This is a genomic window from Oceanobacillus jeddahensis (genome assembly GCF_000750635.1).
In the GTDB taxonomy this organism is placed as follows: Bacteria; Bacillota; Bacilli; order Bacillales; family Amphibacillaceae; genus Oceanobacillus; species Oceanobacillus jeddahense.
Genome location: NZ_CCDM010000003.1, coordinates 124,901 through 149,114, shown reverse-complemented (window position 1 = coordinate 149,114; position 24,214 = coordinate 124,901). Strand labels below are relative to the sequence as shown.

The window sequence follows — 24,214 nt, the reverse complement described above, 5'->3', positions numbered from 1 at the left end:
GCTATGTTGTTTTCCATCTTGCCAAAAGTCTCTCGTTGTCATGCTTTTACTCACTATTCTTTTTAGACATAGACACTAAAGAAAAATAGTGAGTAAAAGCGTGATTAAACGCTGTACTGTTTGTTTCTTCACATTGATTTAATTTTTACTTTTCCAGCAAGCTGTTAAACTTTTTATTTTCCGAAAGCCATCCTTCAAAAGTATAAGCCATTTCCCAAAAAAGAAGTTCGTATTCTTTTGCAATAATAAATTGTTCTTTTACTTTCTCTTTTTGCTTGTCATTCATATCTTCAACTAGCGTGTTGAGCAGATCAATCATTTCGTTTGTTGAATTTTGGAACCGGTCACCAGCATACATTTTAATCCAGTTACGATAAATTTCTGGTTCCGGTGTTGCATATTCATTCACTTTCCCTATGTCTGCATACAACCAATAGCAAGGTAAAATAGCAGCAATAGAATGAGCTAAATTCCCGGACATTGTTGCCCGATATAAATGAGAAGTATATGCATAGGCAGTTGGAGCTGGTTTAAAGTTATCAATATCTTCTTTCGTAATATTTAATATCTCCGCATGCTCGTTATGCACTGTTAGCTCTGCCTCTGCTGTAAAACGAGCTTTATCAGCTAAAAGAGCAGTTAGTTTAAAATCCTCTGCCTGGGACGCAGCGATTGCATGAATCTTACCGTAATGTTTTAAATAGTAAATATCTTGTAAGATATAGTACTTAAATGTTTCTAACGGTAAATCTCCCTTCACTATCCCTTGCACAAAGGGGTGATTTAAACTCTGCTCCCAACTCTCCTTTGTTACAGCACGCAATTCATCAGTAAATTTCATAAAAAAATCCTCCTCCAGTCTTTTTCTAAAGACTAACAGAAGGAAGTATCTGCATACGAAAACATACACACGTCAAAGCAGCGCATGGTTCGTCTACACATTCTACTTCCCTCCGATGGTCTTAACCAGATCAGGTTCTAAGGGTGCTAAATATACATTTATCTCAGCCTCTACGGCGCCCCTAGTAGAAAATTTTGATTTATGCGATTATCTATTATGCTAGCAGAACAAAATTTTTAGTCAAGTCTTTTTATAATACTGAAAACGTTCAGGATCTCCTCTTCTTTACTTTTTATGTAACTACTTCTTCTCCATTTCAGGAAAACTGATAAACTATATAGGAGCTCTCTTTTCGAATGAACAATTGCGCGCTATCCTCCCGCCCTGCTTTTAAAAATATTTTCCTCTTATGTCAGAAACACGCGCCGGAAATGTTTCCCATTATGTTATTTTTCACGAAAATTGGTCTATTATATTTACAAATAATCTATTATAATAGTAAATAATTATTGAAAACGGAAATATTTTATCATCTCAGTTTTGGTTAGTATACATAAAATGCATAGAAAATTGCATCGTATCAAGTTAAATACTTCACAAAAGGAAGTGAGATTGTTGAATAAAAAAGTTCAGCCTCATATCCAATTAGCAAATGATTTAGCGGTTGATAAAGTCCTCTTGCCAGGTGACCCCGCGCGTGTAGAGCGTTTAAAGAAATGGTTGGACGCTCCAAAAGAGCTAACCTTTAACCGGGAATACAGAAGTCTAATTGGATCCTACAAAGGAACGAGTATACTTGTCATGTCCACCGGAATGGGCGGACCGTCTACTGGAATTGGTGTCGAAGAACTTGCCAATATTGGCGTCAAGTATGCGATTCGGATTGGCAGCTGTGGTGCCCTGCAGCCAGAAATAGAACTTGGCGATCTGCTTGTCGCAACAGCTGCTGTTCGTGACGAAGGAACAACGAAGGCTTATATGGAAGAAATCTATCCCGCTGTTCCAGATTATCAACTTTTATCTAACATAAAACAAGCACTCGAAACCGGTCAATTCCCCTCTCACTTTGGCCTCGTAAGAAGTCATGACAGCTTTTATACAGACAATGAAGCAGCAATTGACGCTTACTGGTCCAATAAAGGCGTTTTGGGAGCAGATATGGAAACATCCAGTCTCTTTGTTATTGGAGGCTTACGCGGGATGCGGACAGCTTCCATCCTAAATGTTGTTGTAACAGCTGAAGGCAATTTAGAAAGCGGTATCAACAAATTTGTGAATACGGAAGAGAAAGTGATGGAGGGTGAAAACCATCAAATTAAGGTGGCTCTAGAAGCGCTTGCTTCTATCACATAAAAATAAATTAAAAGGGGGAATAAAAATGAGCACAAAAAGCATGTGGTCACTTAAGCTTTCAACGGCAGCAATCGTTTTGATTCCAGCAGCAATCGGGATTAACTATCTTGGAAAATTATTTGCCGGACTGTTGAAGCTGCCTTTGTGGCTTGATGCAATCGGAACAGTATTAGCAAGTATGTTAGCTGGACCAATTATTGGAGCAGCATCTGGAATTATTAATAATCTTATTTATGGTATTACTGTCGATCCGATTTCTACTGTCTATGCAATCACGAGTGGAGCAATTGGGCTTATTGTTGGAATGATGGCCTACAAAGGCTGGATTGCCAATATCAAAAAAGCAGTTGTCATTGGCCTTGTAGTTGGGTTCGTTGCAGCAATTGTCTCGACACCGCTGAATATGACTTTTTGGGGAGGTCAAACTGGAAACGTCTGGGGCGATGCTTTCTATGCATTCTTAATTTCTAATGATTTTCCTGTCTGGATAGCCTCATTTGGCAACAGTATCGTCGTAGATGTTCCAGACAAAGTTGTAACCGTAATTATTGCCTTTCTAATTTTTAAAGGATTACCAAAAACACTTACAAATGTCTATCGCAGTGATAATAAGATAGAAGAACTTTAAAACGAAACTTCATTTGGTAGGAGTTTTTTTCTCCCACTGAATTAGCCTGAGTGATTCAAGGAGTTAGCTTACCTGATCCTCGCCTAAATAAATGTATTCTCCCTCTTTATCCGAAGGCGGGAGTTTTACGGGCGCTTCTCCGTGATAAATAGAAACATGAGGGGTTGCCTACCTGCCCCATTACAGGAGGTAACCCTTATCTCTTTTTAAGGAGGCTGGTGATCATCGCTACATCATTGGCGTTGTATGTTGAAAGGGATTCACTTATTCATAAGATGGACCCTTTAACAAAAATAATGTATGTCATCGTAAGTATTGCAATTACATATATTTTACCTGTTCATTTGTTTGTTATTACGGTAACTGCTATTACCATTGCACTGTTAATCATCGGGAAAGTTTTTCGCAAAATATTCCCTATTATTATTCTTAGTCTTCTGCTTATTATTTCCATTATTATTGTCCAAGGAGCATTTCATCAAAGTAATGAAACAGTACTCTTTTCAATTGGTGTGATTTCTTTTTATAAAGAAGGATTGTCCTATGCGCTTTTATTAACCTTACGCGTCATTAATATGCTTTGTGCATTCGGCGTACTGATTTTAACAACTAAATCGGACGAGCTTGTAGAACGATTAATTAAAATTGGCATGTCGCCCAAGATTGGTTATATCATTCTTTCTGTACTGCAGCTTATCCCGCAAATGCGTGCCACTGTTGACAAAATTACAGATGCCCAGCGTGCACGTGGTATGGAAACAGAGGGAAATTTGCTAGTGCGAACAAAAGCTTTTATTCCATTAATTGGCCCCGTCGTTTTAAATACACTCAATGATACACGGGAACGAGCGATTGCTTTAGAAATGCGCGGTTTTAATATGAAGCATCAAAAGACATTTCTCAATGAAACGAGATTATATCGATATCAAGGAATCATTCAATTATTATTAATCGTTGCTTTAATAGGAACTATCATTTGGAGGCTTTTTATATGAAAATTGTAGAGGTTCAGAATCTGAAATATAAATATCCTGATACGGATAAATTAGTGCTCAACGATATTTCATTCACGCTTGAAAAAGGAGAATTTATCGGGCTGATCGGGCGAAATACGGCAGGTAAATCTACGTTATGCTTTTCATTAGCAGGTCTGGTTCCGCATTTTTTCAAAGGAGCATATGGCGGCAAAGTATTAATAGAAGATATTGAGGTCAGGTATGTCGAAATAGAAGATATCATCACAAAGGTTGGACTTGTTTTTGAAAATCCTTTTTCCCAAATGACCGGATCAAAATACACCGTTTATGAAGAGATTGCATTTGGTCTGGAAAATATGGGGTTAGAGCGTGCTGAAATGATAAAAAGGATTGAAGAAAGTCTGGAACTTCTTGATATTGTTGAGATTAAGGATCAGTTCCCATTTGGCTTATCTGGCGGACAAATGCAGCGTGTTGCGATTGCCAGCGTGATTGCCATGCGCCCCGATATTCTCATATTGGATGAACCGACTTCTCAGCTCGACCCTCAAGGTTCTGAAGAAGTCTTTAAAGTTGTTGAAGGACTTGCAAAAGAAGGAATTACCATTATTATGGCTGAACAAAAGATGGAAAAAATTGCAGAATACGCAGATAAGGTTTTACTGTTAGATGACGGGAAACTGATTGATTTCAATACGCCGGATCATATATTTTCCCGGGAGGATTTGATGGAACATGGAGTGGAAGCACCAACCATCACACGAATTGCTAAAAGATTAGGGATAACAAATAAAAATACAGGGCTCTACCCTGTTCGATATGAACAATTTCCCGCAGATAGCCTGGTGACTAAAAATGAATGAAATCAAAGTAGAAAAGCTGCAATTCTCATACACAGCAGAAAAGAAGATCCTCCAAGGTATACATTTACATTTAATGAAAGAATCTACTGCAATTATCGGACAAAATGGCGCAGGAAAATCAACTTTTGTAAAGCTGTTAAAGGGTCTTTTAAAACCAACAGCCGGATCCATACTTTATAATGGAAAAGATATTAGTCGATTAACGGCTGCAACACTTGCGAAGGATATTGGCATGGTTTTCCAAAATCCGAATGACCAAATTTTTAAAAATAAAGTAATTGATGAGGTAATGTTTGGACCTCAAAATATTGGTCAAACCGAAGATGAAGCACAAGCCAATGCGATAACAGCTTTACGAAAAGTTGGACTGGAACATCAAGCAGAGCAAAACCCTTATGATTTAAGCTTATCTGAGCGCAAGATGATTGCAGTTGCTTCCATTTTAGCAATGAATACCAATGTAGTGATCTTTGATGAGCCTACGATGGGACAAGACTATGCCGGAAAACAAATCCTGAAAAATATAATTGCTGAACTCAGAAAGGAAGGTAAATTAGTTCTTTGTATTCTGCATGATATGGACTTTGCCGCACAAGTGTTTGAAAGAACCATTGTATTTCATCAGGGAAACGTTCTCCTTGACGGTCCAACCAAAGAAGTTTTTATGCATGCGGACATTCTAAAAAAAGCCTTTCTGGAACAACCATCCATTTTAAAATTAGCGAAAAACCTTGGAATAGATAACAGCTATTTAACAGAAGAAGAACTGATAGAAAAACTGAATCGGGTCGTCAGAGACTAAACTTCTATCTCAATAGAAAAACCAACGAATAGCATCTACTTGTTGGTTTTTCTTATTTACTATTCTGTTATAATACTTTTTCTGATATCTCCTGCAGATCTTTTCTTAATGGAATAATTTCTTGTTTTATTAACTTCCTTATCCTGATTATTCTTTAAGTAGTATTTCATCCATTCTTGTGCATCTTCGTCACTTAAAAATAATTCGTTTGTAACCTCTTCCAGTTGATAATAATATCCTTCTTTAACCGTTGTTTTTTCAAGCTCTGCCTCATTACCATCTTGAAATAATGAACACCCTCCTACTATAAATAGAGAAATGAAAACAATCATTTTTTCAATACCAGCAACTTGTTAATACATTAGCACTGCAGCAATCTGAAATAATATCTTTCGGTGATCCGGGCTATGTCCTGATCGAAGTGTTTAGCATATCATATATTCTCTTTTTTATGTTCATTTTTCCTCCATTTAAAAAACCGCCATAAAGACGGTTTTCGTTACATTAAAAAATTGTTTGGATTTATAGTGAGAAAGTATTTATTCGATTTAGCATTCTTATTTTATAAACGAACTGGGCATAACAACAAGTACGACCTCTCCCCGAGCACAGAGAACATCATTTGCAAAGATTTCTGTATGAACTTTCCATCTTTTAGGATGGATCTCTTCCACCGTTCCAATTGCTTTTAGTGGAACCTCCTGTGGAGTTGGCTTAAGGAAGTCCATATTGAGGCTTGCGGTGATTAATCTGGGCGGTACCGTTCCATCACCAATCTCGTTCCCGTTCTTACGGTGTAAAGCAAGTGCTGCGGATCCTGATCCGTGACAATCCATTAACGAAGCTATCAAACCACCGTAAATAAAACCCGGTATTCCCATATACTTTGAATCAGGTGTAAAAATGGTTACCGTCTTATCCCCTTCCCAGCCTGTTCGCAGATGATGACCATCCTTGTTTAATCGGCCACATCCATAGCACCAGGCGAAATCATCGGGATAAATATCCTGTATTGCTTTATCCACTTTTTCTTCCACCGTCACTCCTCCTCTCACACAATATGTTTCATAAATCTGTAATATGAGCTGGTTTTTCTTCTATTGTACTTTAACTATATACAATTTCTTACTTCATGTACAATAATTTTCTGATAAATCCGTTAATATAAAAGTTTTATCTTTACAATGATATACTGTTTAGCGAAGAGCACAATGAATGATGACTCTCATTTATGATAAAATACGATAGTCGCTTCTCCACCTTCATTCAAATTTTATAAATATCTTTATTTTCCTTGTTATCTTTTCACTTTTAATGGATGTTTAACAAGATTAGTTGATGCTTCAAGATTCAAACGAATATACACCTACATGATTACCCTCAGTGTCGCTAAATACTGCCCATACTGGACCGCCAAATTGACTTTCATCTTGTGCTGGATGTATCACTTTACCACCTGAGTTCTCTACCTCTTTCAGTTGAGCCTCGACATCCTCAACCAAAATCATGATAAGCGGACGATCAAATCCTTTGTCACGCTGGCGGATATCGCCATTAATAGCTCCTGTCTCTATCGGATTGCCCTTCTCATCGGTCGGTGCAGTAAATGCCCACACGTTGCCTCCGCCTTGCTCAGGTGTGTCCCAGTCAAAAGCTTTCTTATAAAACGTGCTTGCTCGTTCGACATCATCAGCCGGCAATTCAAAAAAAGCCACTTTGTTTACATGTTTAGACATATGATTCTCTCCCTTTGGTTATTATATGTCTAGTATAGTAAACTGCAGGTGACGTGTATTGTATAAATCAGACATCAAACTTTTTAGCATACCTCGTAGGTGTGTAGCCTGTTGCTTTGCGAAATGAACGTATAAAATGCGATTGATCAGCATAATAAGACAGATAGTTATCGCCAACAAGTGACTGCTGCAGGTGCAACACCTTAAGAAAATCGTGTGGAGCAAATCCTGTTATTTGTCCTAAAGTTCGCTGGAGCTGCCGAGATGATATGCCTATGATCTCTGCCATATCAGTTACGGTATGAATATTTTCAATATGTGTGAATATCTTTTCCGTTACTGGGTTTGCAGCTATCATCTTTCTTTCAATCAGCAACTCCACGAACTGACTTAGCACGGACTTTTTAGCGGTAAAATCTAAACCAGCCAGTTCTCTGTTTATTTCGTTAAGCGGCAAAACACCTCTATAGGTTGCGTTTACTACGCCATAGATTGCTTGACCTTTCCATACTCCGGGCAAGAAACGAATATTGACATAATGAAATTCTTTACCGAGGTTTAACTCCTCAGAAGCGACATGAATTTTCGTAATTCCTGCAATCTCTGTGTTGAGTTGGTCAAAAATAATATAAGTGCATGAGTCGGGTAAAGCATGAAACAGGTAGTCATTATCCAGCGGGGTGTTAGTCCTTACTTCCAAAAAACGATGTACTAAGTGTGATAAGTGACTTGGTGGTCCCGCCTCGATAAATTGTACTTGTTGTACTGTCTTTTGTTTTCCATTTCCTTTAGGATTGTACATATGACAGCTTCTCCTTCCTGTTTGCCCCTACATCACTATGAAGTATTTTCGTCTATTTTTAAGTTTAAAGATTTATTCATTTCATTATATCAAATAAGACTATTATATATGGAGAAGAGGCAAAAATCATAAATCTTTTTTATTCCCCACTTTAATACTATTATAAAAAATCCTTCAAGAATCTATTAATATTTAACTTTACAAAAGGGAAAAGAGACTTTTTAAACGAAAGCCTCTTTTCCCCTTTTATCCGTTTTATAATATTAAAAACAATAAATCAGCTTTATTCCGCCCGCTCTTTTGACATTTTCCAAAGCAGAACCGCGGAAATCAATGAAGCAATAAGGTTATAAAACATTGCGCTGACGAAAGCAGAAGCATATAGACCGCTGTCACTCCCGGCAGCATCAGCAACAACACTCCCAAAAAATATGCTTACTGCTGCCAGACCGATAGCTGCACCGACCTGCTGTAAAGTAGAAATAATTCCTGAGGCCATGCCTGCTTTGCTTTCTTCAACAAATCCTAATACCAGATTTAAGAGCGGTGTCATGACTAAACCTTGGCCAATCCCTACAAAAACAAGTGCTGTGATTAGATGAGCAGCTACTAAGTCGCTTCCCGCAGTCCATACTTGCCAAATTAATACAGCAAAAGAGAAGGTATAAAAAACAGCACCCCAAAAAATCGTCATCGTTCCAAAACGTTCTACCAGGCGGGGCGCAGCTATGGAGGCAGCGGTAAATCCAATACTGCAAGGCACAAAAAGAATCCCTGCGGAAAGCGGACTTAATCCCAGCCCTGTTTGTACTAATAACGCATAGCACAAGAAAAACACGGACGAAGTAGAGTATATCAGCAAGACGAGGCTGCCACCCATGGCAAATCGAGGTTGACGTAAGAGCATAGTGTCTACCAGCGGCTGCCTTCTAGCAATGCGCCGTCTTTCCTGATGCCGCCAAAAACCAAATAGTATTCCTGCTGCTGCCGCAAGGGATAAGAAACTCCATATCGTCCAGCCATGATTCTGTGACTCAATAAGCGGGACAAGAAATAAAATCAGTCCGAGACTAACAATGACTACTCCGCCCCAGTCCAGCAGCGGACGCTCCGGAGCATGTGATTCCGGGATGAATCGCGCCGTTAGAATGGAGAAAATGCCGATGGGAATATTGATTAAGAAGATCATCCGCCAGCCGAGTCCTCCAAAATCGGCTTCTACAATAAAACCGCCAAGTACTTGACCCGCAATAGCAGCAAGGCCTAATACCATCCCAAGCAAACTGAAAGCAATTCCTCTTTCCCTGCCTGAAAAATTGACCCGGATGGATGAATAGATTTGCGGCTGCATCATCGCGGCGGTCAGGCCTTGAAGTACTCTAGCAATGATCAGCATATCTGGATTAATTGCCAGCCCACATAACGCAGATGTAATAGTAAAGCCAAACATCCCTACGATAAACAGACGTCTGCGCCCAAAACGGTCGCCAAGTCTTCCGCCAGTAATCAAAAGCACGCCAAAACCAAGTTCGTAACCAGCAACGATAAAAGCGATTTGTGAAAAGTTTGCACCAAGATCTCCTTGTATACTCGGAATTGCGACATTCACTATAAAAAGATCAAGAATGGTCATAAAACCGGCTAATAAAAGAATAAATAAACCTAATAACGTAGCCGGCTGAGATAATGTTGGATATCTTTCTTTCAAACTAAAGCCCTCTCTTTCATTTTTAAATTTTTCTGCTCTCCCCCTTTCCAACAGAACATGATTTGATTATACTAATACATAACAGTTTAATAAAACGAATCTTTTTAAATAAATAGTTTAATAAAATTAAACTATTAGACAAGGAGGACAAATAGGTGGAATTACGTCATTTAATTACGTTTAAAACAATCGTGGAAAAAGGAGGATTTAAACGTGCAGCAGAATACCTTGATTATTCACAGTCATCGGTGACGGTACACGTGAAGGAGCTGGAGAAGGAGCTAAAAAAACCTTTATTCGACCGTATCGGCAGAAAAGTATTTCTGACAAACTACGGAACACAATTTCACCCATATGCTGTTAAAATTGTTGATTTATACAATGAAGCAGCAGAAATCATGAATATGGATGATGCGCCAAAGGGAAGTCTTGTTGTCGGGGTTACAGAAATCTTCTCACAATACAGGATCCCGACCATCCTGATGGAGTACAAAAAAAGATATCCTGATGTGACGTTATCTTTACGCTCTCTTGAAAATAAAGACATTTCTGCCGCGCTTAAGAACGGACAAATTGATATGGCCTTTGTTTTAGAAAGAAATGACTGGTTTGATAAAGAGCTGACGGTTGAAAAAGTAAAGGATGAATCGATTATTCTGGTAAGGCCCGTCGATCCAGAAGATAGTGAAAATACGATTCTCTCCACCGAAGAAAGCTGCAGTTATAAAAGGATGCTGGAAACATATATACAGGAAGAACAAATTGAAGCAAAGAATACATTAAATTTTTCCAGCTTGGAAGCAATTAAGCAATGCGTGCTTTCCGGACTCGGTTTTTCCATCCTGCCCTATTTCGCAGTAGAAAAGGAACTTGCTTCCGGACAAATTCTAGGTGAATTTATTTCATTAAATCATACAGGAAATGCTACGTTTATTGTGAATCATAAAAATAAACAGCTTTCCCCTGCTATGCAAGCAATGATTTCATTGATGAAAGAGCAGAGTCTGCATTGGGATGAATGAAATAAAGTGAAAAACACTTTATAATGGTTGGGTAGGAACAGTAAGAAAGGTGGTAATGCGCCATGATTTTTCGTTCAAAAGTAGACGGGTTTTTCGTAACGTTTATATCTATCGTGATTTTATTAATAGGTGCCGTAACGCTACTGCCTCCACTCATTGATAAAGAAGCATCCATAGCTATCCTCATGATAATGACTGCTATGTTTATTATTTTAGCAGGGCTTCTGTTATGGATGTCTTTTTCGATCAAGTATATTTTTTATGAAAATTATCTGTTAGTGAAAGGAGGACCATTCAAGAGTAAAATCGCCTATCAAAGCATAAGAAAAATTTCTCCCACAAAAGATATCTTTACTGGTTATCGCATTTTATCTGCCAGGAATGGGCTTGAATTATTTTACGATTCAGCCATACTTGGCAGTGTAAAGATTTCGCCAAAGAATAGAAAAGAATTTATTACAGAGTTAAAAAAGCAATGCCCTAATGTACATATTCAGGAATAAACCTTTATCCAAGTAAAAGAACCCCAACTTGTCTGAAAACAGTTGGGGTAAATATGGTCTATTTTGTTGAAGCAGAAAGAACACTGTATGAAAATAAATGAAATAATTAAAAACATTCAGGCAATTATGCTTAAAGTACGTGTTCAAAAACCTCTGCATTTTCGAAAAAAAATAAAATGCACCTCCAGAGCGCTATAAATGACAAAATAACAAAAAATCTAATTAGAGAGGTGCATTATTCTGGGAGTTGGAAGTAACTCCTATTTATTATTATAATACACTCGGCTTCGATATGGAACTGATAGATTATATCGATCATGTAGATGACCCGATTGTATTAGAGAAAATTTCTCCCCTTTATAAAAAGAACGGTCTTCCACCAACAGATCCAAGAACTTATTTTCACATGCATTCCTTATACTTCACCATGCCTGAAAAAACACCTTATCTTTCCGACAGAAGTATATCTTTATACTTGGAAAAAATCCTTCTTTTTCGATAATTTGTTATTTATTCTAAAATACTCTAAAAATTAAATATGCGTAACTTTTGGACTCAAAAAAACGCAAGATACCAGGGTGAAAATGCGTTTATACAAGCATTTCATACAAAGAAAACCCTATTCTTCCGTTTTGCTTTCTCTGCAAAAAGTCAGTATGATAAAACAAATTTATTATTACTTGGAGATGTGATAAAATAATGCTAAACACAATAAAAGAAAATACAAATAGTTATCGCGGAAATTATCCCGATTATGATGGACTTTGGAAGAAATTGATTGAAGAACTTTTTCAAGAATTCATGGTATTCTTTGCACCGGATTTGTATCCGGAGATAGATTTTGAACAAGGAGTAGACTTCAAAAATCTAGAGCTTTTTCAGTTTGTGATGAAATTCAAAAAAGGAACAAAGTATTCAGATAAAATAGTCAAAGTTCATCTAAAGAATGGAAAAGAAAAATATATCTTTATCCATATCGAAGTGCAGGCGGTTGGAAAAAAAGAATTTTCAGAACGCATGTTTAAATATTTTTACCGGATTTATGATAAAACGAAACTTCCTTCAGCGGGAGTTTTTGCTTTTCTCCCGCTGAAGGTTAGTTGAGTGAATCAGGGAGTTAGCGCCCGTTACCTCCCGCCTGCATACGTTTAATCTTCATGCTCTATTTTGAGACGGGAGGTTTACGGGCGATTCTCCGTGGCAAAACAAATCACCCTGTCTATTCCATCGCTCTGTTGACAGATGCCAGTCAAGAAGAGCATCAAGATGCATTCTATTACTCTTTTTACGGCACCGAATTAACCTATGCCTATAACACTTATCGATTTCACGAAAAAGACCCGAAAGAACTTAAAAAATCGGATAACCCCTTTGCTTTAGCTGTGCTTGCAGGAATCTATGCCAGTAAAAATAAAGGAAAGAAAGCTAAAGATCATGAAAAAATGCTTCGCTACAAGCAGCAGCTTCTCAACCTGGCATTTGAAAAATATTCACACCGCACAAATTATCTCGCGGCATTATTGTATTTCATTGATTATATGATGCTCATTCCATCAGACTTGCAGGAACAACTGTATGAAACGTTACCCATTGCACAAAATGAAAAGGAGGAGAAAATAATCATGGGTTTAGAACAGTTAAGAGACACCCCGACATTTGGCAGACTGTACAGGGAAATTGAGGAAAAAGCAACTAAAAAAGGGTTGGAACAAGGCATAGAACAAGGCATAAAGCAGGGTAAAGAACAAGGTGTTAAAGACACGCAACGAAAATTTGTTAAAAACCTTCTAGACCGGGATTATGCAGAGGAAGAAATAGCTGAGTTAACTGGTCTGGAGCTTGAGGAAGTAAGGAAGCTGCGGAAATCACTTGAAAATTAATTAGAGCACAGATGGAAAAGGAGCTTTTACGAGATAGATATAATCCGTTTCTCCTTTTTCCTAAGGTACAGCAATTGCTTGTACTTTTTAAAAAGATTCTCTCATTTTTTCAATAAAAGTTTGTGAAGAAGCAGCGCTCCAAAAAAGCTAATACGATATTACACAACAACCCTGCCAATAGATGCAATATGCACTTGATGTGTGCATTACTCAAATGCGCTATATGACGACTATGGGTATTTGTTTTCAAAATATTAAAACAGATTCTGATTGCTTGTGGTATTTTATCAATGAAAAAAGGATAGCTGTTCTATTTGTTGCTTCTGTAGCTTCTTTATTTTTTCTTCATGATTTTTCGGTAAAACCTTTTGCCGCACATGTTGGATAATGCGCTGAATCAGTCGAAACGTATCCCGCATAATGAAAAAAGATTGTACCTTTTCCGTTGTTTTTACAGGTCCTTTCTTATGACGCAGGACGGAACCCAGCTGATTCGATTCATGGGAAAAAGCCAGTTCAACTTGTTTACGAAAACGAAGCATTTCTTCCTGAATAGCAGAACTTTGCTGAATAGGCCCATAAAAGAACGGGTTTTCTTCAAAGGGAGACCAAACCGCTTGTCACAGGTTGCCTGATAAACCAGAATGTGTTCGTTTCTTTGTCAAAGCCATCCCATCGTAATTCCATGAAAATGCACCTCGCAAATTGGTATTTGGGGTTGTTTGGATACTCCCGCCTCACCACATTTCGCTGGAGGTGCATTTTTATTTTTATCAGAAATACTGGGGCATTTGAACACGCTCTATAAAGATTAGTTTTTTAAATTTATAATCTCATCAACAGCTGTTTCAGCCGATCGGAGTGCGCCTTCAAGATGTCCTCCAAATTGGGAATCGCTTTCCGTACCAGCAAAAAATAGCTTATCCTGCCATTGTCCTATTATCTTTTCTGGACCGTATATCGGAAAATTTCTGAGCGGTTCCCAATCATCCTCAACAGCTGTTTCAATATCATTTGACCAATCTTTATATAAAATGGTTTCTGGGTTTTGTGCATCATCTCCGAAAAGCCTGCTTAACTGGTCAATAATCATTTCTTTGATTTCATTTTCACCAAGTTCTTTCCGAATTTTTGCTGGTATTCCAATAAAACCAAACAATGCTCCACATCCATGTTCTGGAGAAGCATCATGAATTTCTTGCAAAGGGCCAACCCTGCTTGATACAAATCCGGAAAGTCCTGATTCTCTCCAAAAAGGACGATCATAAATTGCAACAGCTTTTGCTTGCCCCGCCATCCAAGTGGCTTTATCTAAAAGAGCATTATGAAGACTGGAGGACAAAGATGGAGAAAATTCTATATGATTGGCTATAATCCGAGGCGGTAAAGCCAGAATAACAGCACTTGCGAATATTTTCTCTCTTTTTTCATCAGTAAGTTCTGTTTCAATAACAATAGAATCCTCTTTATCGATTTGAATTGCTTTTACTTGTGTATTTCTTTCAATCACTCTCTGAGGAATCCTATCCGCTATTGCATCAATAAGAGATTGAACACCTCCCTTAAAACGCATCGATAGAGCATTGGGATTATCAGGAAGCACAAATCGTTTTGGCGCTTCCTGATGGGATTGTTCTGCCAGCATCGCACCTTCCGTATATTGAACAAATGTTTCTACATGAAGAGCTTCCACTGTTTTAACGATTGTATTTTCATATTGTGGCCAGAACCAGGTTGCTCCAAGATCAAAATTACCCCAATCAGGTCTGTTTGGATCTGTAGCACTCAAGGCCCTTCCTCCTATTCTGTCTCTTGCCTCTAAAACGCGGCACGGAATTCCTTTATCGGTAAACTTAGACGCGGCATGTAAACCTGATAAACCCGCTCCAACAATAACAACAGGATGTTTCATATTTTTTCCTCTTTCCGATAGTTATTTTAAAAAGCTGCTTATTCACTTACAAATAAGCAACTTTTACCTTTGAAAAATGCAAGCTAATTATATCGCTATGAATTATTTCTATTTCATATTATTCTCTGAACTATTACTTTTACCCTTGATCGTCCAAACCACAATTGGAATGAGTACCAAGGATAAAACACCGCCGGCAAGCGACAACATTTCATAGCTTGAACCAGCAACAACCATTCCTGACATAGCGCCGCCACTCGCGCCAGCTAATGCAATAAACACATCTACTGTTCCTTGCGTCTTCGCACGCGTTTCAGGCTCAGTTGAATCTACTATTAAAGCCGTGCCGCTTATTAAGCCAAAATTCCATCCTAAGCCAAGCAAAATCAGCGCTACTGTCATGAAAAATAAGGAGCTTCCAGGAGCAATGGCTGCTACGATCCCAGCAAGAAGCAATGTAGCTCCAGAAGCAATTGCCATCGCAGTACGGCCGAACTTATCTACAAGTACCCCTGTAATAAGGGATGGAAAGTACATCGCACCGACATGAAAACCGATCACAAGTCCTATTGCCCGCAGACTGTGACCATGATCTCCCATATGGATAGGAGTCATTGTCATAATCGCAATCATTACAATTTGGCTCAGTACCATGATGATTGCTCCAACGATAATCCCTTTTTTATAAATAAGATTTTTTTGAGGACGGGCACCTTGTTCATTATGATGTTTATTTGTATTGATTTCTAAAGCAATAATAAATGGATCTGGCCGTAAAAAGATAAACAAAAAAATACCAGCCAATATAAATGCTGTAGCAGATAAAATAAACGGCCCAGCTAGTTCTGGTACACCAATAGAACGTGCAAAATTTCCCATTACATCCACTAAGTTGGGACCAGCAACGGCTCCAAATGTGGTGGAAACCATCGCTATGCTCACAGCGGTACCTCGCTGTTTATTCGTTGCCAGATCTGTGCCTGCATAACGCGCCTGTAAATTCGTTGCCGTACCTGCACCGTATATGAGTAAAGCAGCAAATAGTAAAATGACATTATTTAGAACAGCAGCAAGTACAACGCCTATTGCTCCAATACCACCTGTTATAAACCCTGTTGCCAAACCCATCCGCCTTCCAAAACGATTAGAAAGCCTTCCTACAATTAATGCAGATCCTGCTGATCCTAATGTAAATAAAGCTGCTGGCAGACCTGCAAAGGCGTCTGTACCAAGCATTTGTTCAGCAAGCAGCGCACCTACCGTTATTCCAGCAGCTAATCCTGCTCCACCAAACATTTGTGAAATAACGACAATGATCAATGTACGTTTGTATAATTGTTTTTGTTTTTCTGGATTATCTATATACCCTTGTGCTAATTTATTCTTCTCACCAACCAAAGTAAACACCTTCTTCTCCCGGTCTATCTCTTAATAAGTACACGATTTACCCCATGTTCTATAGGCTAATAATTCCTGTTTGATGAGCTGAATCTCAATGAACTATGTCTCATATAAATTATGCAAAAAAATGGATAAATTCAGAAATGAGGACCACTGCTAGTTGAGTGATTCAGGGAGTTAGCGCCCCTTATCTCCCTCTTTATTTGGAGACGGGAATTTTATGGCCCGTTCTCCGTGATAAATCACATAACAGCCTTCTTTCCGGGATTTTATCACTCTAGCATTATTCAGTATATGTGAATGTCAGGCTATATCCGCTTCAGTCATAGCCATTATTTTTAATCATACCTTGATGGATTATAGCCCTTGAGATAAAAAGTGAATAATTCCCAGCCGTTTTAGAACAGAAAGAGCTTCACCTATTCTTGTAAACTTTCAATATAGTAAATCTTTTAAATTCTTTTCAAAGATATGAATGAAAAGATGATGTCTACAATGAGTGTTTGACATCATCTTTTCATGACATTAATGTTCTCCTAGTGAGGTCAGTAACCTTTTCAGTATGAGCCCTCAGCAATCCTTAACCTGAAATAATAGAATGAATCTCTTTAGAAACGATGGAATCAAAATAAGAGATGTCCTTTGAACTTTGAGTAATTAATTGTGCTCCTTGAACTACTACAAATAGATGATTCGCCATCGTACTTGCTTGTTCTTCCGGAATACGAAATTCCTCTAATTTTTTTTGAATCCACCATACATTTTTATTAAAAAATGTATGGATCTCTTGTTGCAATTCATTATCTAAAGAAAAAGATTCCATTGATAGCATTGAACATAAACATACTTGATAATTTTTCTGTAAACTGTTTTTAAATTGGTCTGTATACGCAGTGAGTATCTCTTCAAGAGAACTAAGCGTATAGCAACGATCATCTAAAGAAGTAAAAAAATGATTAATATAGTGTTCTAATACACTTTTCACAAGATCTGTTTTTGTTGGGAAATAATAATGGATGCTTGCTTTTCTGATCCCTACTATATTTGCAATATCAGCAAAACTAAATCCATTTATTCCTCTTTCTTGAATGAGCTTTTCTCCTGTTTCAATAATTTTTGTTTCCGTATTCTCTTTTTTAGCCATTCAATCACCTTTATCTTTATTATTAACGCAGCCTTGCTGTAGCTCCACCATCTATAGGCATAACTGTTCCTGTGATCCAAGAAGCTGATTCACTTGCTAAGAATAAAATGGCATTTGCAACATCTTCTGGTTGCCCATTTCTTTTCAAAGGGTGGAACTCATTAAATGAATCTAATACTTCTGGAACTTCCTCATCTGAAAGGAAATTATTATAAATTGGCGTTTCCACTACAGCAGGAGCTACCGCATTTACCCGAATATTGTCTACTGCTAATTCAACCGCCATATTTTTAGTCATTGCATGTCTTCCAGCCATAGCTGCAGAATAAGCAGCTGAAGGGGTTGCTTCTACCGGTTGGAGAGCCCACATAGACCCAGTGTTAATAATGGCACCTTGTCCACGTTTCTTCATTTCCGGGATGACTGCTTGGGAAGTAAAAAGAGTTCCTTTCACAATCACATCAAGATAAGATTGCACATCTTCCGGTGTATATTCGGTAAATGGAGTTGGAACAAACTTTCCAGTATTGTTAACCAGTATATCAACTCCACCGAATAATTCAACAGCTTTGTTAACCAGCTCTTTCGACGTTTCAGGGTTACTTATATCTCCTGCTACAAAGCTTACTTTTTGTTCAGTTGGATCAATCTCTGTGGCTGTTGTTTTCAATACCTCTTCTCTACGACCATTAATGATGACATTAGCACCTTCGTTATAGAATAATGCTGCTGCTTTTCGGCCAATTCCGGTACCTCCACCGGTGATAATGACAGTTTTATTTTGAAATTGCATATTTATTTCCTCACTTTCGTATTGTTTTATTGAATGACTTTATTCTACCTATTGATAGGTAGAATGTCAAACAAAGATTTTTCTTTTAAAGTAAAGGTTATGTAACGTAATTCATAGACAAAAGAACAAAAGGTTCCAATCAAAGGAAAGTACCCTGATACACAGTAAAAAAGCCTTGTATCAAAAAGAAAAACTATTAGTGCGTCTCTCTTTTCGATACAAGGCGGAAAAATTTGTTTCAGTAAAAATACTTTCTTCAACTCGTTACATTCGTTCACTTTTCATTACTTCTGTAAAATGGTCTGGGGCAACTTTCGCTTTCACTTTCATGGCAATCAAATAAACAATGGCAGCAACAAGTAATGATTGAACAGCTGGAAGTCCAAAGAAGACAACGTATTGCGTAATATAACCAACTGCTGTACCAATAACTAATGCAATCGTAGCCATCCAGTTCCAACCAGGCTGATCCTTCCATGAATGTTTACGAATGAAAAAGAAATCTGCCATCATAACTCCTGCAACTGCTGGGTAAATAAGTGCTGTTAAGTATAAAAAGTCCATAAAATAATCCAAAATGCCTGCAAGCGCAACAATTATCGCCAAGATGGTCCCTGCAAATGTCAGCAAGGCTCGTCCCTTATTTGAATTCACATTAAGCATATTAGCCAGTGCCAATCCCATGCTGTAGTTATTCACCAGCTGACTTGTCCATGTAGCAAGCCATAAAATTAAAAATCCCCAAACTGGAAAGCCTAAATTCAGCATTACATTAACTATATCTGCATCTCCTACACCAACGGACATCACTGCTCCGACAATAAATAAAGGAAATCCGACAACAGCTATTCCCATGGGGATAAGAAGATTATCTTTCCATGTAGGCTTTGCATATCGAGTATAGTCTGAAGCAATAACCCATTGGGAAACATTCACTCCAATAACGAGACTAATTGCTCCTAAAATTCCTATCGAAGGTTCTGGGCTCCAATTTGAAATTGTTTCCCAGCCAGTATTTCTTAATGCATAGTAAATTCCTCCACCAATCAGCAATAAACCTGCTGGAACTGCAATGTAATCTGTCCATTTCATAGAAGCATATCCAATAATGGAGGGTGCTGCAAAAGTTAGTCCTGCTATTACCGTAATCAGCGCCCAAAGTCCCCACTGTTGCGTGTAGTCAACCCCAAACATTGCAGCAATCGCATTTCCGGCCACTGCTGTCTGAACCGCCCACCACCCTAAGGAAATGATAAAAATAGTTAGTCCTACGATAAGCCTAGCTTGCACAGATCCAAAGCTTGTTCTGGCAATTACGGAAGAAGAGCGCCCGGTTTTCGCTCCGATATAGCCCTGTAATGTATTCCCAGCCCATTGAATTACAAAAAGGGAAATAACTAAAATGAAAAAGATTTTCCCAAGACCGTAGCTTCCTGCTAATGTAGCACCTACCATCAGGACAGGAATCGTAAATTCTAAACCGCCGAAAATAACAGCTGGTGTCAGCCAATGTTGACGCTGATTTATAGGTACCGCTTTAAGTGCTTCATCTCTATTTGTACTCTTTTGCGTTTGATTGTCCATATCCTTGCTCCTTTTTTATTAGTTGAAATCATTAAAAACGAATGATCGGAAAAACACTTTAATTCGAATATTCCGACAAATAAAGGTGCAGTAGCAGGAAAACTCATTCCTGCCACTAAAACTTTTTATTAACTTTTGATAAGCACCCACACAACCTTGCACGATTTATTTCCTGTATTTTCAACCCAATGTGCTTCACCAGCAGGGATGAAAGTAGCGTCGTTTTCCGGTGTACAAAATGCTTTTCCGCCACTTTCCCCTTCTACTTCCCCTTCAATTATCACAGCATACTCATTTTCTTCATGTATTGAAAATCCTTCTTTTGGTATCCTTTCACCAGGAGGTATTGTCACCGTACCAAATTTAAAATCAACTTCCCCTGTTTTTTCTTGAAATAAATTCATTAATCCCGACTTAAGGAAGCTTTCTTTTTTAATTTCCATCTGCTCTACCTCCACCTTGCTTTCTAATAGCTAGCTCTTCATATTCAAATGATTGCGGGTCTACTTTAACCCCAAATAACTCTTCTGCTTCCGTCACATTGTAATATTCATTCTTTACGTCTTTTACCACTTGTTCTGCAGGACGCTTCAACGGATCACCATAGCCACCACCTGTAGCAGTCATCAGTTGCAAAACATCATCCTTTACCAATGGATAACGCGGATATACTCCATAAGGTCCCGCTTGTTCTCCATCCGATTTTTGAATGTAGAATTCATTAACAGAACCATCTAGGCCTCCATTGGTTCCCCATAAGCGATATTGATTGCGTCCAAATGTAACTGTGGCAGACTGATCATCTGTCATAGCGCGATAAGATCGAATTACTCCTTTTCCTCCTGTATATTCACCTGCACCTGTACCATCTATTCGTAAGCTATACTCATCAAGCATCACTCCATATCGCGTTTCTGCCACTTCCACAGGCACGTTGTATGTCTCCCCGTCAAGAATACAGAATTGTCCACTTGCTCCATCCTGTCCGTCGGCTCCACCCCAACCGCCAACAGATGGTTCTACTATTAAGAAGGGCTCTTCTGTGTCCTGGTGTATACCTGACAACGTCACAGCACACACTGATAATAAATGTGCAGCCGCCAATCTATGTGGAATATGAGGCGCCAATGACTTCCAAATCAAATCTGCACATCCAAGCATGGTTTCATAGTAGTTAGAAGTTGGTGCTGGCCGCTCTGCAGACATAATCGATCTCTCATCCACAATGATTTCCAATGGTCTAAACACACCGTCATTCACATCCTGATCCGGATTTGTAATGGCCAGAAAAATCGTTCTTACTGCTGATGCCAACCCTGTAAACGAGCAATTGACAGAACCAGGAACTTGGGGGCTGCTTCCCCGGAAATCACATACGAATTTATCATCAGTAATCGTCACTTCCACTTGGATTGGAAATGGTCCATTCCCAATACCGTCTGTCTCGACAAATCCATTCGCTGTAAATGTTCCTTTAGGTAATTTTTGCAACTCTTTTCGAGAAATTGTCTCACCATGATCCAGTTGATAATCAATAGCTGCGAGCACAGTGCTCTTTCCGTGCTTTTCACAAATTTCCTTCAATCTTCTTTCTCCTGTTTTTAATGCAGCTACTTGCGCCCACATATCTCCAAGTGATAAATCAGGAAAACGAACATTAGCACCAATAATTTCTACAATTCCTTCATTCAGCACGCCACCATCGTATAATTTGACAGATGGGAACTGTAGTCCTTCCTGAAAAATGTCTACGGAATCGTTTGTAAAAGATCCCGGATCTTTTCCACCAACTTCTGTCCAGTGTGCTTTATTGGCAGAAAAAGCAATCAGCTCACCTTCATGGAAAATTGGCATTACTAAACCAACGTCAGATAGGTGAGATCCGCCTCCTCCATATGGATCATTAATAATAATAATATCTCCTGGTTTTAATTGACCTGTCTCTCCATATTTTTTCAGCGTTTGCTTCACCATAAAACTAAGCATTCCGATAAAACCGGTAACACCATTCCCTTGGGTAAGCAGTTGACCTTTGGAATCTGTTAAACCGCTAGCATAATCGAGCACTTCATAAATAATTGGGCTCATCGAGGTTTTTGCCAAAGCAATAAACATTTCATCACCGGCAGCAAGCAAAGAATCTTTCACCACTTCTAAAGTAAATGGATTGATTTCTTTTTCATTTCTCATTTTCATTCGCCCCCGTTTCAATGATTAAATTGCCATAATCGTCTACCATAAGTGTTTGTCCTTCATAGATAACTGTGGCAGCTGCTTTTTCTTCTATAATTGCTGGCCCTTGAACTATTTCACCCACAGGTAATAATTCTCTTTGATAGACATTCGTTTCCGTCCACCCAGCAGGTGCATCAAAAAACACATTTCTCGTTTCGATTTTTGCTTCTTCTAGTGTTGTATTTCGCTCGATCTTCTGTATCTCCGGCTTTTCCACTTTTCCAAAAGCCGTCACATGTAAATTAACAATTTCTGTTTCTGTTCCATCCAATCTAAATGTAAAATTCTTCTCATGCAGCTCATGAAATTTATCAACAATTTCATCCAATTCCTTTTCCGCCCATGCCCCTGAAGGAACAGGTACTTTCACCGTATGCTCCTGTCCGATATAACGCATGTCAGCAAATCGGTGGAATACTACATTGCCCTCTTCAATTCCCTCCTGTGCGAATTGTATGTGTCCATCCTGTTCAATTTCATTCCATTGCTTCATCATTTCATCAAGCTTTAATTCTCCCACTCTCGCAATGTATGTTTTGATATAATCATGACGAAGATCGCTCATTAACATACCCCAAGCAGAAAATACAGGAGATGCTACAGGAATAATGACTTTTCCCACACCTAATTCTTTTGCTAAATCCGGAGCATGCATGGATCCACCACCGCCAAATGCTACCAGTGTAAAATCTTGAGGGTTATGCCCCTTCCGAATAGAAATTAGTTTCAAGGCATTCAGCATATTTGAATTTGCTATTTTAATAATTCCGAGTGCTGCTTCTTCTACCGTCATGTCAAAGTGGTTAGCAATCTTATTACGGGTAACTTCTCTTACCAATTCCAAATCTACATCATAATCAAAATTCTTAGCTGAAAGACGCCCCGTTAATAGGTTAGCATCTGTCGTTGTTGGTTCAGTACCTCCCTGACCATAGGAAACCGGACCAGGCAATGCACCGGCAGATTCTGGCCCTACCTTTAATGCCCCAGCATCATCTAACCAAGCAATAGATCCTCCTCCGTTCCCAATTTCAACAATGTCTACAACTGGTACTTTTATTGGGTAACCTGCATTTCGGTTGTTTCTTTCAATATAGTAATCTGTGGATACTTTTACTTCACCGTTCTCAATTAAAGAACATTTTGCTGTCGTCCCACCAATATCAAATGCAATAATATTTTTCTCTCCAATTAGGTTTCCAAGCACAGCAGATCCATAAATCCCTGCTACAGGGCCAGACTCTACCATATTGATTGGAACCTTCTTTGATTCTTCAAAAGTTGTTGTTCCTCCATTGGATTGCATAATAAAGTTTTGGCTCGTCTTATTGAATTCAGTAAGTTCATTCTGCATTTTATTAACATAATTTGCAGCAGCAGGCTTCACATATGCGTTCAAAGCAGCAGTATTTGTTCGTTCATACTCCCGCCATTCCTGCGTAACTTCATAGGAAGCAGAGACCGCTACCTCCGGCCATAATTCTCTAATGATTTGGACTGTTTCCTTTTCATGACTCGGATTTACATAGGAATGTAGATAGGCTACTGCAATCGCTTCCACCTTTTCTTTTTTAAAGTAGTCTATAATTTCTTTAATTTGATCTGTATCTAAAGGTGTTAATTCTTCTCCTTTGTAATTGAGACGTTCATTCACTTCTTTTCTTAAATAACGTTCTATAAACGGTTCAGGTTTTTTATATCGAATATTAAATAAATCCGGACGATTCCCACGTGCTATCTCCAAAACATCTCTAAAGCCTTTGGTTGTAATTAAACCGGTTTTAGCTCCTTTTCTTTCAGTTAACGAATTAATGATTACAGTCGTTCCATGAATAAATGTAGAAATCTCTTCTTTATTGGAGATATTCTTATCGATTACATTCATTACTCCTTTTTCAAAGTTTGGCGGAGTGGTATGATCTTTAGCAATTTCAACTTGCCCGTTTTCATTGACATATACTAAGTCTGTAAAAGTTCCGCCAATGTCTGTTGCTACTCTCATCTTATTCACCCTTTTTCAGTATTAGTTT

24 protein-coding genes and 1 riboswitch are annotated in these 24,214 nt (G+C 38.4%); of the genes, 9 read left to right on the top strand and 15 right to left on the bottom strand.

What is annotated here, in order from left to right; translation table 11 throughout:
• Positions 1-145: 145 nt before the first annotated feature.
• Entirely contained in the window at positions 146-841 is a 696-nt protein-coding gene (tenA, locus tag BN986_RS14080; protein ID WP_040981212.1) for a thiaminase II, read from the bottom strand.
• Between the two features lie 90 nt (positions 842-931).
• Positions 932-1,034, bottom strand: a riboswitch (TPP riboswitch).
• A gap of 422 nt (positions 1,035-1,456) precedes the next feature.
• Between tenA and BN986_RS14075 the strand changes: the two genes are divergently transcribed.
• The 5 genes from BN986_RS14075 to BN986_RS14055 all read left to right on the top strand — a co-directional run bounded on the left by BN986_RS14075 (position 1,457) and on the right by BN986_RS14055 (position 5,464).
• Positions 1,457-2,194: a nucleoside phosphorylase gene (locus BN986_RS14075; protein ID WP_198136796.1), complete on the top strand. Its 738-nt coding sequence runs from the start codon at positions 1,457-1,459 to the stop codon at positions 2,192-2,194.
• Positions 2,195-2,219: 25 nt separating this feature from the next.
• A complete protein-coding gene (locus tag BN986_RS14070) occupies positions 2,220-2,822 on the top strand; it encodes a hypothetical protein (protein ID WP_040981208.1) in 603 nt (200 codons plus the stop codon).
• Positions 2,823-3,064: 242 nt separating this feature from the next.
• Positions 3,065-3,817, top strand: coding sequence for an energy-coupling factor transporter transmembrane component T family protein (locus BN986_RS14065; RefSeq protein WP_244445009.1), 753 nt, complete (start codon positions 3,065-3,067; stop codon positions 3,815-3,817).
• The gene (locus BN986_RS14060) at positions 3,814-4,662 is read left to right on the top strand and encodes an energy-coupling factor ABC transporter ATP-binding protein (protein WP_040981206.1); all 849 of its coding nucleotides are present in this window, start codon (positions 3,814-3,816) and stop codon (positions 4,660-4,662) included. Before BN986_RS14065 ends, BN986_RS14060 begins: the two co-directional genes overlap by 4 nt.
• On the top strand, positions 4,655-5,464 hold the full coding sequence (locus BN986_RS14055; RefSeq protein ID WP_040981204.1) for an energy-coupling factor ABC transporter ATP-binding protein: 810 nt from the start codon (positions 4,655-4,657) through the stop codon (positions 5,462-5,464). Before BN986_RS14060 ends, BN986_RS14055 begins: the two co-directional genes overlap by 8 nt.
• Positions 5,465-5,523: 59 nt before the next feature.
• Here the strand turns inward: BN986_RS14055 and BN986_RS14050 are convergent, their stop codons facing one another.
• The 5 genes from BN986_RS14050 to BN986_RS14030 form a co-directional block, all read right to left on the bottom strand.
• Positions 5,524-5,796, bottom strand: a complete 273-nt coding sequence (locus tag BN986_RS14050; protein ID WP_040981202.1) for a hypothetical protein — start codon at positions 5,794-5,796, stop codon at positions 5,524-5,526.
• Between the two features lie 225 nt (positions 5,797-6,021).
• On the bottom strand, positions 6,022-6,501 hold the full coding sequence (locus BN986_RS14045) for a PaaI family thioesterase (RefSeq protein ID WP_040981200.1): 480 nt from the start codon (positions 6,499-6,501) through the stop codon (positions 6,022-6,024).
• A gap of 306 nt (positions 6,502-6,807) precedes the next feature.
• A complete protein-coding gene (locus tag BN986_RS14040) occupies positions 6,808-7,200 on the bottom strand; it encodes a VOC family protein (RefSeq protein ID WP_040981199.1) in 393 nt (130 codons plus the stop codon).
• Positions 7,201-7,267: 67 nt separating this feature from the next.
• Positions 7,268-8,002: a helix-turn-helix domain-containing protein gene (locus tag BN986_RS14035; protein WP_040981197.1), complete on the bottom strand. Its 735-nt coding sequence runs from the start codon at positions 8,000-8,002 to the stop codon at positions 7,268-7,270.
• Between the two features lie 283 nt (positions 8,003-8,285).
• Positions 8,286-9,710 (bottom strand): MFS transporter, encoded by a 1,425-nt coding sequence (locus BN986_RS14030; protein ID WP_052400804.1) that lies wholly within the window; start codon positions 9,708-9,710, stop codon positions 8,286-8,288.
• A 155-nt stretch (positions 9,711-9,865) separates the two neighbouring features.
• Between BN986_RS14030 and BN986_RS14025 the strand changes: the two genes are divergently transcribed.
• The 4 genes from BN986_RS14025 (at position 9,866) to BN986_RS14005 (ending at position 13,115) form a co-directional block, all read left to right on the top strand.
• Entirely contained in the window at positions 9,866-10,732 is an 867-nt protein-coding gene (locus BN986_RS14025) for a LysR family transcriptional regulator (RefSeq protein WP_040981194.1), read from the top strand.
• 62 nt (positions 10,733-10,794) lie between these two features.
• The gene (locus tag BN986_RS14020) at positions 10,795-11,235 is read left to right on the top strand and encodes a PH domain-containing protein (protein WP_040981192.1); all 441 of its coding nucleotides are present in this window, start codon (positions 10,795-10,797) and stop codon (positions 11,233-11,235) included.
• 699 nt (positions 11,236-11,934) lie between these two features.
• Complete coding sequence (locus tag BN986_RS14010) at positions 11,935-12,339, top strand: Rpn family recombination-promoting nuclease/putative transposase (protein ID WP_052400803.1); 405 nt, start codon at positions 11,935-11,937, stop codon at positions 12,337-12,339.
• A gap of 53 nt (positions 12,340-12,392) precedes the next feature.
• Positions 12,393-13,115, top strand: coding sequence for an RpnC/YadD family protein (locus BN986_RS14005; protein WP_040981188.1), 723 nt, complete (start codon positions 12,393-12,395; stop codon positions 13,113-13,115).
• Between the two features lie 287 nt (positions 13,116-13,402).
• Here the strand turns inward: BN986_RS14005 and BN986_RS14000 are convergent, their stop codons facing one another.
• From BN986_RS14000 to BN986_RS13960, 9 genes are all read right to left on the bottom strand, one after another.
• Positions 13,403-13,657 carry a hypothetical protein gene (locus BN986_RS14000; protein ID WP_040981186.1) on the bottom strand — a complete coding sequence of 85 codons (255 nt, stop codon included), beginning with the start codon at positions 13,655-13,657 and terminating at the stop codon, positions 13,403-13,405.
• A gap of 269 nt (positions 13,658-13,926) precedes the next feature.
• A complete protein-coding gene (locus BN986_RS13995; protein WP_040981184.1) occupies positions 13,927-15,027 on the bottom strand; it encodes a flavin monoamine oxidase family protein in 1,101 nt (366 codons plus the stop codon).
• 108 nt (positions 15,028-15,135) lie between these two features.
• Entirely contained in the window at positions 15,136-16,434 is a 1,299-nt protein-coding gene (locus BN986_RS13990; protein ID WP_244445008.1) for an MFS transporter, read from the bottom strand.
• Between the two features lie 574 nt (positions 16,435-17,008).
• Positions 17,009-17,572: a TetR/AcrR family transcriptional regulator gene (locus BN986_RS13985; protein ID WP_040981180.1), complete on the bottom strand. Its 564-nt coding sequence runs from the start codon at positions 17,570-17,572 to the stop codon at positions 17,009-17,011.
• A gap of 22 nt (positions 17,573-17,594) precedes the next feature.
• Positions 17,595-18,365 (bottom strand): SDR family NAD(P)-dependent oxidoreductase, encoded by a 771-nt coding sequence (locus BN986_RS13980; RefSeq protein WP_040981178.1) that lies wholly within the window; start codon positions 18,363-18,365, stop codon positions 17,595-17,597.
• Between the two features lie 264 nt (positions 18,366-18,629).
• Positions 18,630-19,949 carry a cytosine permease gene (locus BN986_RS13975; RefSeq protein ID WP_040981176.1) on the bottom strand — a complete coding sequence of 440 codons (1,320 nt, stop codon included), beginning with the start codon at positions 19,947-19,949 and terminating at the stop codon, positions 18,630-18,632.
• A gap of 128 nt (positions 19,950-20,077) precedes the next feature.
• Complete coding sequence (locus tag BN986_RS13970) at positions 20,078-20,392, bottom strand: cupin domain-containing protein (RefSeq protein ID WP_040981174.1); 315 nt, start codon at positions 20,390-20,392, stop codon at positions 20,078-20,080.
• Positions 20,382-22,145: a hydantoinase B/oxoprolinase family protein gene (locus BN986_RS13965; RefSeq protein ID WP_040981172.1), complete on the bottom strand. Its 1,764-nt coding sequence runs from the start codon at positions 22,143-22,145 to the stop codon at positions 20,382-20,384. Before BN986_RS13965 ends, BN986_RS13970 begins: the two co-directional genes overlap by 11 nt.
• Positions 22,129-24,186, bottom strand: a complete 2,058-nt coding sequence (locus BN986_RS13960; protein WP_040981170.1) for a hydantoinase/oxoprolinase family protein — start codon at positions 24,184-24,186, stop codon at positions 22,129-22,131. Before BN986_RS13960 ends, BN986_RS13965 begins: the two co-directional genes overlap by 17 nt.
• Between the last annotated feature and the right edge of the window lie 28 nt (positions 24,187-24,214).

Bases quoted from the DNA above. Each gene is read 5' to 3' on its own strand.
- BN986_RS14050 (WP_040981202.1), bottom strand. From the start codon at position 5,796: ATGATTGTTTTCATTTCTCTATTTATAGTAGGAGGGTGTTCATTATTT.
- BN986_RS13995 (WP_040981184.1), bottom strand. From the start codon at position 15,027: ATGAAACATCCTGTTGTTATTGTTGGAGCGGGTTTATCAGGTTTACAT.
- tenA (WP_040981212.1), bottom strand. From the start codon at position 841: ATGAAATTTACTGATGAATTGCGTGCTGTAACAAAGGAGAGTTGGGAG.
- BN986_RS13965 (WP_040981172.1), bottom strand. From the start codon at position 22,145: ATGAAAATGAGAAATGAAAAAGAAATCAATCCATTTACTTTAGAAGTG.
- BN986_RS14055 (WP_040981204.1), top strand. From the start codon at position 4,655: ATGAATGAAATCAAAGTAGAAAAGCTGCAATTCTCATACACAGCAGAA.
- BN986_RS13970 (WP_040981174.1), bottom strand. From the start codon at position 20,392: ATGGAAATTAAAAAAGAAAGCTTCCTTAAGTCGGGATTAATGAATTTA.
- BN986_RS13975 (WP_040981176.1), bottom strand. From the start codon at position 19,949: ATGGACAATCAAACGCAAAAGAGTACAAATAGAGATGAAGCACTTAAA.
- BN986_RS13980 (WP_040981178.1), bottom strand. From the start codon at position 18,365: ATGCAATTTCAAAATAAAACTGTCATTATCACCGGTGGAGGTACCGGA.
- BN986_RS14010 (WP_052400803.1), top strand. From the start codon at position 11,935: ATGCTAAACACAATAAAAGAAAATACAAATAGTTATCGCGGAAATTAT.
- BN986_RS14000 (WP_040981186.1), bottom strand. From the start codon at position 13,657: ATGCTTCGTTTTCGTAAACAAGTTGAACTGGCTTTTTCCCATGAATCG.
- BN986_RS14020 (WP_040981192.1), top strand. From the start codon at position 10,795: ATGATTTTTCGTTCAAAAGTAGACGGGTTTTTCGTAACGTTTATATCT.
- BN986_RS14070 (WP_040981208.1), top strand. From the start codon at position 2,220: ATGAGCACAAAAAGCATGTGGTCACTTAAGCTTTCAACGGCAGCAATC.
- BN986_RS13960 (WP_040981170.1), bottom strand. From the start codon at position 24,186: ATGAGAGTAGCAACAGACATTGGCGGAACTTTTACAGACTTAGTATAT.
- BN986_RS14040 (WP_040981199.1), bottom strand. From the start codon at position 7,200: ATGTCTAAACATGTAAACAAAGTGGCTTTTTTTGAATTGCCGGCTGAT.
- BN986_RS14035 (WP_040981197.1), bottom strand. From the start codon at position 8,002: ATGTACAATCCTAAAGGAAATGGAAAACAAAAGACAGTACAACAAGTA.
- BN986_RS13985 (WP_040981180.1), bottom strand. From the start codon at position 17,572: ATGGCTAAAAAAGAGAATACGGAAACAAAAATTATTGAAACAGGAGAA.
- BN986_RS14005 (WP_040981188.1), top strand. From the start codon at position 12,393: ATGCTCTATTTTGAGACGGGAGGTTTACGGGCGATTCTCCGTGGCAAA.
- BN986_RS14060 (WP_040981206.1), top strand. From the start codon at position 3,814: ATGAAAATTGTAGAGGTTCAGAATCTGAAATATAAATATCCTGATACG.